The following is a 7,888-nucleotide window of genomic DNA, read 5'->3' on the forward strand; positions in this document are numbered from 1 at the left end:
CACCCGGCCGGGCGGCCCGGGGGGCGCGTCGTCGCCAGCGCCGGGAGGGCTCCCCGGCGCGGGATTGGCGGTCAGCCCCTGTTGCGGCCCCTGTTGGGGGCCTTGCGCCGGGGGCGGCGACTGTGGCCGCGGCGACGGTGTCGCGACCGGCGGGGGTGGCGCCATGATCTGGGCGGTCGGGGCGGGTGGCGGCGGCAGTTGCGGTGGGTCCGGCTGGGCCGTCTCCCCCAAGGGCAACGGTCGGCCCCATTCGTACGACGCCGGCCGGACACTGGCGGGGTGCGCCGCCGAATCGCTCGAGCCGGGCGCGCGAAAAGCGACGCCCTCTAGCGACGCGATCTTCGGCTGGTTGTTCGGGCAATAGGCTTCGACCGCGGCGGAGATGAATCGTGCGACGGTGCGGTACACGCGGTCGGGCGGGTATGGGCCACCGGCGCCGTTGGCGTTGAACGCCCGTTGCCTCATGTCGTCGACCACGGCGTCCGCCGGCATTCCGCCGTCGAGTTGGCGACAGATTCTGTGGGCCGTGGCGATGAGGCTCGGCACGTTCTCGAGTGCCGGGATTCCCTTTTGGTCGAGCAGTGCGACGAATTGGTCGTCCGGGTTGGGGTCGGCCGCCGCCGCGCCGTGGGGCAGCATGACCACACCGGTCAGTACCACGATGACCGTGACCAGTGCGCCGGCGCGGTGAGTGGTACTGGTGAGCATGGCTGGATTCCGTTCTGCTGCCAGCATCATATGCCCCTGGTCCGCCCGCGGCATCTCGGCGGCGCGGTGCCGCCCAATCGCGTTGAAAGGGCGCGAAACCGTTGTGCCACAACGGGACCGCCTCATCCGAAACCGGTGCGGCGAATGCCTACCGTCAGCCGCCCTTGCTGATGGTGTTGCCCGAGCCGAGGTTGTCGACCTTGGGCTCACCGTCCTTGTAGGTGATGGTGTTGTTCAGCCCCACCACGCTGATGCGGGTGTCGACCTTGTCCAGGGTGATCTTGTTGTTCGTGCCGCCGACGGTCAACGTCGCGCAGTCGCCCGTGACGGTCAGGGTGTTGTCCGAACCGCCCACGTTCAGCGACTTGCCGCTGGCGCAGTCGAGCGTCGTGGTGGTGCCCATCGACCCGTAGTTGACCGTGTTGCCGATCTCGACCGACGCGGTGGTGCTCGGTCCGCCGGTCGTCGGCGCCGCCCCGGCGCTCGTCGTCGTCGCGCTGCTCTTGGTCGTCGTGGTGGAACTCGTGGGCGGGTTGGCCGTCGAACTGCAGCCGGCCAGCAATACCGCGGCGACGGCGGGCGCCACGGCCAGCGCGGTCAGCCCCGAGGGGCGGTCAAAGATGTGGGCGGACAAGGTTCCTCGATTCCCCTCGATGTGATGGCGTCTTCGGTTCGGACGGCGGTGGGTGCCGGTCTCACCCGGGTACCTGCTGGAGCCGGTTGGTCATCCCGAGCTCGCGGCCGCGGTCCCACAGGAACGGCGAGCCGTTGTGATAGAAGACCGTCTGGTCGTAGCCGTACACGGTGATGTCGTGCGAGACGGAGTCGGCGACGACGGTGTTGGACGAGCCCATCACGGTCACCGCGTAACAGTTGCCCAGCGCCGTCACGTTGTTGCGGGTGCCGTTGACCAGCAGCGTGGCGTCGTTGCAGTCCAGCGTCTGCTCGATGCCCTCCCCGATGACGTGGGTGTCCCCGTTCTTCGCGTGCGCGGCGGGCACCGGAACGGCGGCGACGGTGATGACGCAGGTTGCCAGCGACCCGGCGACGGTTGTCCAGTTCACTGCGGGCCCCCTCGGTACGGGTGAATCTGCTCGAATGAGATTACGTCCATCCAGCCATGGCTGACATAGTTTCGCGGCCGGCGTCAACTAGAGTCATTAGTTAAGCACCCCCACCATCGCAAGCGAAGGGCCCCGCCATGGCAGCTCACCCGGAACCGCCGTCGGCGGGCGGGCGCCAGCGGGCGGGGAGAACCGGCTCGCGACCGGCCAAGCTGAGCCGCGACGGCATCATCGACGGCGCGCTGACCTTCCTGGACCGGGAGGGCTGGGACGCGCTGACGATCAACGCGCTCGCGACGCAGCTGGGTACCAAGGGCCCGTCACTGTACAACCACGTGGACAGCCTGGAGGACCTGCGCCGCTCGGTGCGGATCCGCGTCATCGACGACATCATCACGATGCTGAACCGGGTCGGCGAGGGCCGCGCCCGCGACGACGCGGTGCTGGTGATGGCGGGCGCCTACCGCAGCTACGCCCACCACCACCCCGGCCGGTACTCGGCGTTCACCCGGATGCCGCTGGGCGGCGACGATCCCGAGTACACGGCGGCCACCCGGGGCGCCGCGGCGCCGGTCATCTCGGTGCTGTCGTCCTACGGGCTCGACGGCGACGAGGCGTTCCATGCCGCCCTGGAATTCTGGTCCGCGTTGCACGGCTTCGTGCTGCTGGAGATGACCGGTGTTATGGACGACATCGACACCGACGCGTTGTTCTCCGACATGGTGTTGCGGCTGGCGGCGGGTCTGGAACGGCGCGTCGCCCACAACGGCGCCAGGTCCTAGCCACGATGGTGGCGACCCGCAGCGCCCGGCTGCGCCGCGCTTGCGATCGCCACGGTCCGATGGTGGCGACCCGCAGCGCCCGGCTGCGCCCGCGCTTGCGATCGCCACGGTCCGATGGTGGCGACCCGCAGCGCCCGGCTGCGCCGCGCTTGCGATCGCCACGGTCCGATGGTGGCGACCCGCAGCGCCCGGCTGCGCCCGCGCTTGCGATCGCCACGGGTCCGCCGCTTTGACCTGCGAGACCGGCGGCGGGTATTGTGGAGGCTCGTGCCTGGCGGCTTACGGCGCCTAACCGTAAGGAAGTGGATGCCGGGCGAATTCGCATGTCCACGATGCATCGGAGTTTCTCCGGTGCACGCCGCGTGCGACACACCCGGCCGCGGGGTAGTGCGGCCGGACATAACTGCAGTACGAAGACTTGAGCACCGCCGACAGACCCCGACACGAACACAGAAAGCCTCCTAGATGCCAACGATTCAGCAGCTGGTCCGCAAGGGTCGCCGCGACAAGATCGCCAAGGTCAAGACCGCGGCCCTGAAGGGCAGCCCGCAGCGCCGTGGCGTGTGCACCCGCGTGTACACCACCACCCCGAAGAAGCCGAACTCGGCTCTGCGGAAGGTCGCGCGCGTGAAGCTGACGAGCCAGGTCGAGGTCACCGCCTACATCCCGGGCGAGGGCCACAACCTGCAGGAGCACTCGATGGTGCTGGTGCGTGGTGGCCGGGTCAAGGACCTGCCCGGCGTGCGGTACAAGATCATCCGCGGTTCGCTCGACACCCAGGGGGTCAAGAACCGCAAGCAGGCTCGCAGCCGTTACGGCGCCAAGAAGGAGAAGAGCTGATGCCGCGCAAGGGGCCCGCGCCGAAGCGCCCGTTGGTCAACGACCCCGTCTACGGGTCGCAGCTGGTCACCCAGCTGGTGAACAAAGTTCTGCTGCAGGGGAAGAAATCGCTGGCCGAACGCATTGTTTATGGTGCGCTCGAAAACGCCCGCGACAAGACGGGCACCGATCCCGTGATCACGCTCAAGCGCGCTCTCGACAACGTCAAGCCCGCGCTGGAGGTCCGCAGCCGCCGCGTCGGCGGTGCGACCTACCAGGTGCCGGTCGAGGTCCGTCCGGACCGGTCCACCACGCTGGCGCTTCGCTGGCTGGTCAGCTTCTCGCGGCAGCGCCGGGAGAAGACGATGGTCGAGCGGCTGGCGAACGAGATCCTGGACGCCAGCAACGGCCTCGGGGCCTCCGTCAAGCGGCGTGAGGACACCCACAAGATGGCCGAGGCAAACCGCGCCTTCGCGCATTATCGCTGGTAGACGGCTTCCGGCGATGATGCCGGAGCAGTAAGACAGCAACCAAGCAATCGAAAGAGTGGGAAGACTTCTGTGGCACAGAAGGACGTGCTGACCGATCTGACGAAGGTCCGCAACATCGGCATCATGGCGCACATCGACGCCGGCAAGACGACGACGACCGAGCGCATCCTCTACTACACCGGCATCAGCTACAAGATCGGTGAGGTGCACGACGGCGCCGCCACCATGGACTGGATGGAGCAGGAGCAGGAGCGGGGGATCACCATCACCTCCGCCGCCACCACCTGCTTCTGGAACGACAACCAGATCAACATCATCGACACCCCTGGGCACGTCGACTTCACCGTCGAGGTGGAGCGCAGCCTGCGCGTGCTCGACGGCGCCGTGGCCGTCTTCGACGGCAAGGAGGGGGTCGAGCCGCAGTCCGAGCAGGTGTGGCGGCAGGCCGACAAGTACGATGTCCCGCGCATCTGCTTCGTCAACAAGATGGACAAGATCGGCGCCGACTTCTACTTCTCCGTGCGGACCATGGAGGAGCGCCTCGGCGCCAACGTCATCCCGATCCAGCTGCCCGTCGGCTCCGAGGGTGACTTCGAGGGCGTCGTCGACCTGGTCGAGATGAAGGCCAAGGTGTGGAGCGCCGAGGCCAAGCTCGGCGAGAAGTACGACGTCGTCGACATCCCCGCCGACCTGCAGGAGAAGGCCGACGAGTACCGCACCAAGCTGCTCGAGGCCGTCGCCGAGACCGACGAGGCGCTGCTGGAGAAGTACCTGGGCGGCGAGGAACTCACCGTCGAGGAGATCAAGGGCGCCATCCGCAAGCTGACCATCAGCTCGGAGGCCTACCCGGTGCTGTGCGGCAGCGCGTTCAAGAACAAGGGCGTGCAGCCGATGCTCGACGCCGTCATCGACTACCTGCCCTCGCCGCTGGACGTGCCGCCGGCCGTCGGCCACGCCCCGGGCAAGGAGGACGTCGAGGTCACCCGCAAGCCGTCCACCGACGAGCCCTTCTCGGCCCTGGCGTTCAAGGTCGCAACCCACCCGTTCTTCGGCAAGCTGACCTACGTCCGGGTGTACTCGGGCAAGGTCGACTCCGGCAGCCAGGTCATCAACTCCACCAAGGGCAAGAAGGAGCGGCTGGGCAAGCTGTTCCAGATGCACTCCAACAAGGAGAACCCGGTGGAGACCGCGTCGGCGGGTCACATCTACGCCGTGATCGGCCTGAAGGACACCACCACGGGTGACACCCTGAGCGACCCGAACGAGCAGGTCGTGCTCGAGTCCATGACCTTCCCGGACCCGGTCATCGAGGTGGCCATCGAGCCCAAAACGAAGAGCGACCAGGAGAAGCTGTCGCTGTCGATCCAGAAGCTCGCCGAGGAAGACCCGACGTTCAAGGTGCACCTGGACCAGGAGACCGGCCAGACCGTCATCGGCGGCATGGGCGAGCTGCACCTGGACATCCTGGTGGATCGCATGCGCCGCGAGTTCAAGGTCGAGGCCAACGTCGGCAAGCCGCAGGTGGCCTACAAGGAGACCATCAAGCGGGCCGCCCAGAACGTCGAGTTCACCCACAAGAAGCAGACGGGTGGCTCGGGCCAGTTCGCGAAGGTGATCATCAACCTCGAGCCGTTCACCGGCGAGGACGGTGCGACCTACGAGTTCGAGAACAAGGTCACCGGTGGCCGCATCCCGCGGGAGTACATCCCGTCCGTGGACGCCGGCGCGCAGGACGCGATGCAGTACGGCGTGCTGGCCGGCTACCCGCTGGTGAACCTCAAGGTCACCCTGCTCGACGGCGCCTTCCACGAGGTCGACTCGTCGGAGATGGCCTTCAAGATCGCCGGTTCGCAGGTGCTGAAAAAGGCTGCGCAGCAAGCACAGCCGGTGATCCTGGAACCGATCATGGCCGTCGAGGTCACCACGCCCGAGGACTACATGGGCGACGTGATCGGCGACCTGAACTCCCGCCGTGGCCAGATCCAGGCCATGGAGGAGCGGAGCGGTGCACGCGTCGTCAAGGCGCACGTGCCGCTGTCGGAGATGTTCGGCTACGTCGGCGACCTGAGGTCCAAGACCCAAGGCCGGGCGAACTACTCCATGGTGTTCGACTCGTACGCCGAAGTGCCGGCGAACGTGTCGAAGGAGATCATCGCGAAGGCGACGGGTCAGTAAATCTGCACGGGGAGTAATCTTGCCGGGTCATTAGCAAAGCCTTGGGCGCGGCACAACTGAAAACACCAACACTGCTTTAACAAGCACCAACAAGTCCAGGAGGACATCGAAGTGGCGAAGGCGAAGTTCGAGCGGACGAAGCCGCACGTCAACATTGGGACCATCGGTCACGTTGACCACGGCAAGACGACGCTGACCGCGGCTATCACCAAGGTTCTGCACGACAAGTACCCGGACCTGAACGAGTCGCGCGCGTTCGACCAGATCGACAACGCGCCCGAGGAGCGTCAGCGCGGTATCACGATCAACATCTCCCACGTGGAGTACCAGACCGACAAGCGGCACTACGCCCACGTCGACGCCCCGGGCCACGCCGACTACATCAAGAACATGATCACCGGCGCCGCCCAGATGGACGGCGCGATCCTGGTGGTCGCCGCCACCGACGGCCCGATGCCGCAGACCCGCGAGCACGTGCTGCTGGCGCGTCAGGTCGGCGTGCCCTACATCCTGGTCGCGCTGAACAAGGCCGACATGGTCGACGACGAGGAGCTGCTCGAGCTGGTGGAGATGGAGGTCCGCGAGCTGCTGGCCGCCCAGGAGTTCGACGAGGACGCCCCGGTCGTGCGGGTCTCGGCGCTCAAGGCGCTCGAGGGTGACGCCAAGTGGGTGGAATCCGTCGAGCAGCTGATGGAGGCCGTCGACGAGTCGATCCCGGACCCGGTCCGCGAAACCGACAAGCCGTTCCTGATGCCGGTGGAGGACGTGTTCACCATCACCGGTCGTGGCACGGTGGTCACCGGCCGTGTCGAGCGCGGCGTGATCAACGTGAACGAGGAAGTCGAGATCGTCGGCATCCGCCCCGCCAGCACCAAGACCACGGTCACCGGTGTGGAGATGTTCCGCAAGCTGCTCGACCAGGGCCAGGCCGGTGACAACGTCGGTCTGCTGCTGCGCGGTATCAAGCGCGAGGACGTCGAGCGCGGCCAGGTCGTCACGAAGCCCGGCACCACCACGCCGCACACCGAGTTCGAGGGCCAGGTCTACATCCTGTCCAAGGACGAGGGCGGCCGGCACACGCCGTTCTTCAACAACTACCGTCCGCAGTTCTACTTCCGCACCACCGACGTGACCGGTGTCGTGACGCTGCCGGAGGGCACCGAGATGGTGATGCCCGGTGACAACACCAACATCTCGGTCAAGCTGATCCAGCCCGTCGCCATGGACGAGGGGCTGCGGTTCGCGATCCGCGAGGGCGGCCGCACCGTCGGCGCCGGTCGGGTCGTCAAGATCATCAAGTAGTTCCAGTCGGCCGTAAAGCCCGGATTGCCGTCCTCGGCAATCCGGGCTTTACGCGTTTTGCCTGACCAACCGTGGCCGGCTCCGCTACGATTCCGTGACAAGGGAGTCGGGGGGCCGCGAGATGGCCGGGAGGTTTGGATGTCCTTCGTATTCGCGACGCCCGAGTACGTCGCCGCCGCGGCGTCGGATCTGGCCAGGATCGGCTGGACGATCACGTCGGCGAACTCGGTGGCGCTGGGCCCGACGTCGAACGTGCTGGCCCCCGGCGCCGACGAGGTATCGACGAGCATCGCGGCGCTGTTCGGCGCGCACTCGCAGGTGTACCAGGCGCTCAGCGCCCAAGCCGCGGCGTTCCACGAACAGTTCGTGCAGCTGATGAACGGCGGCGCGGCGCAGTATCTCGCGGCCGAGGCCGCCAACACCACGCCCCTGCAGTCCGCGGCGGCGCCCGCCTCGGTGGCGGCGCAGGTGCCGGCGGCGACGGCCGCCGGCGGTTCGGCCCCCGGGGTGCCGGCGGGACCCCTGATGTCGGCGGTCGGGCCGGCCT

General features: G+C 67.4%; 9 protein-coding genes. 6 read left to right on the plus strand and 3 right to left on the minus strand.

Annotated features, from left to right (window positions below):
• The 3 genes from HMPREF0591_RS34380 to HMPREF0591_RS07225 all read right to left on the minus strand — a co-directional run.
• Positions 1-708 (minus strand): DUF732 domain-containing protein (locus tag HMPREF0591_RS34380; RefSeq protein WP_050789984.1); only part of this gene is annotated, 708 nt, incomplete at its 3' end.
• Between the two features lie 154 nt (positions 709-862).
• A complete protein-coding gene (locus HMPREF0591_RS07220; protein ID WP_040621344.1) occupies positions 863-1,342 on the minus strand; it encodes a DUF3060 domain-containing protein in 480 nt (159 codons plus the stop codon).
• Positions 1,343-1,403: 61 nt separating this feature from the next.
• Positions 1,404-1,772 carry a DUF3060 domain-containing protein gene (locus HMPREF0591_RS07225; RefSeq protein WP_007167809.1) on the minus strand — a complete coding sequence of 123 codons (369 nt, stop codon included), beginning with the start codon at positions 1,770-1,772 and terminating at the stop codon, positions 1,404-1,406.
• 137 nt (positions 1,773-1,909) lie between these two features.
• Here HMPREF0591_RS07225 and HMPREF0591_RS07230 point away from each other — a divergent pair, with 137 nt between their 5' ends.
• The 6 genes from HMPREF0591_RS07230 to HMPREF0591_RS07255 all read left to right on the plus strand — a co-directional run.
• Complete coding sequence (locus HMPREF0591_RS07230) at positions 1,910-2,554, plus strand: TetR/AcrR family transcriptional regulator (protein WP_007167810.1); 645 nt, start codon at positions 1,910-1,912, stop codon at positions 2,552-2,554.
• A gap of 465 nt (positions 2,555-3,019) precedes the next feature.
• Positions 3,020-3,394, plus strand: coding sequence for a 30S ribosomal protein S12 (gene rpsL / locus HMPREF0591_RS07235; RefSeq protein ID WP_007167812.1), 375 nt, complete (start codon positions 3,020-3,022; stop codon positions 3,392-3,394).
• On the plus strand, positions 3,394-3,864 hold the full coding sequence (gene rpsG / locus HMPREF0591_RS07240; protein ID WP_007167813.1) for a 30S ribosomal protein S7: 471 nt from the start codon (positions 3,394-3,396) through the stop codon (positions 3,862-3,864). The genes rpsL and rpsG overlap by 1 nt, the downstream gene beginning before the upstream one ends.
• A 69-nt stretch (positions 3,865-3,933) precedes the next feature.
• Positions 3,934-6,039, plus strand: coding sequence for an elongation factor G (gene fusA / locus HMPREF0591_RS07245; protein ID WP_007167814.1), 2,106 nt, complete (start codon positions 3,934-3,936; stop codon positions 6,037-6,039).
• 111 nt (positions 6,040-6,150) lie between these two features.
• A complete protein-coding gene (tuf, locus tag HMPREF0591_RS07250) occupies positions 6,151-7,341 on the plus strand; it encodes an elongation factor Tu (RefSeq protein ID WP_007167815.1) in 1,191 nt (396 codons plus the stop codon).
• Positions 7,342-7,479: 138 nt separating this feature from the next.
• The coding region (locus HMPREF0591_RS07255) for a PE family protein (RefSeq protein WP_007167816.1) at positions 7,480-7,888 on the plus strand (409 nt) is incomplete at its 3' end.

Origin of the sequence: Mycobacterium parascrofulaceum ATCC BAA-614 (genome assembly GCF_000164135.1) — a bacterium.
In the GTDB taxonomy this organism is placed as follows: domain Bacteria; phylum Actinomycetota; class Actinomycetes; order Mycobacteriales; family Mycobacteriaceae; genus Mycobacterium; species Mycobacterium parascrofulaceum.

What these genes read in the sequence shown, in the direction of transcription:
- rpsL (WP_007167812.1), top strand. Translation starts at nt 3,020, where the DNA reads ATGCCAACGATTCAGCAGCTGGTCCGCAAGGGTCGCCGCGACAAGATC.
- HMPREF0591_RS07230 (WP_007167810.1), top strand. Translation starts at nt 1,910, where the DNA reads ATGGCAGCTCACCCGGAACCGCCGTCGGCGGGCGGGCGCCAGCGGGCG.
- rpsG (WP_007167813.1), top strand. Translation starts at nt 3,394, where the DNA reads ATGCCGCGCAAGGGGCCCGCGCCGAAGCGCCCGTTGGTCAACGACCCC.